This is a genomic window from Xanthovirga aplysinae (assembly GCF_009711365.1).
Taxonomy (GTDB): Bacteria; Bacteroidota; Bacteroidia; order Cytophagales; family Cyclobacteriaceae; genus Xanthovirga; species Xanthovirga aplysinae.
Window position 1 is genome coordinate 1 of the sequence record NZ_SMMB01000256.1, and the last position, 882, is coordinate 882.

Below are 882 nucleotides of genomic sequence, written 5' to 3' on the forward strand. Positions count from 1 at the left end.
CACGGTTTCGCTAAGTTTAGAAGAAATACCAATGGGGGAAGTAATTACATAACCATTTATGGCGACGATTCCACTGCCAATTACATTGAATCGAATGATGACGTTAATAATCATAAAAATCTGGTTATTAGGGCTGTTTCACGACCTGATGTGAGTTCTGGCTGGGGTAGGAACATTTATTTAGAAACCGGTAAACCCGATGACCTTAAAAAAGTAGTTTCCGTTATTGCAGAAACACAGAGAGTAGGTATAAATGAAACTAATCCAACTGAAGCATTAGATATCAGTGGGAACTTAAAATCCTCAGGTTCAGGAGAGTTTAGTGGCAATCTTTATGTAAATGGAACAGGGATCTATGCAGAAAGGCTATTTGTAGGCCCGGATTCGGATCGCAGTATTAGAACAGGAGGAGATGATGGATTTTCGCTATTACAAGATGATATTGGTCTATCTGGTTTGTATGTCGGCAGTTTAGCCATTGGCCACTCCAACGGCACATTAAGTGGTGCAATGGGAAATTCTAAAAACCTCCTAGTGGCTGGAAATACGGGGTTAGGGACTACCTCTCCAACTGAAAAGCTAGATGTAAATGGTAGAATTAAATCCAATCAGTCCATTGATGTCACTGGTTTACTGAATCCTTCCTCGGGTACTAGTATGAACATGGCCTACAGTACCGAGGACTATGGTTTGCTTCGCGCCCGAGACTGGGAAAGCGATGAATGGAAACCTATTCAATATCAAGCTGCAGAACATATATTCTCAGAGGGGGATGTAAAAATAGATAGAAGTCTACAATTAAATGGAAACTTATTATCTACCGGAACTGGTGGATTTAAGCAAATGAAGATTACCCCAGGAGATAATCAAGATTCCTTTAAC

General features: G+C 40.4%; 1 protein-coding gene. It reads left to right on the forward strand.

The genetic code is table 11. The annotated features are described in order from the left end of the window. A partial coding sequence (locus E1171_RS23300) for a hypothetical protein (protein WP_222931298.1) occupies positions 1 to 882 on the forward strand: 882 nt, incomplete at both ends.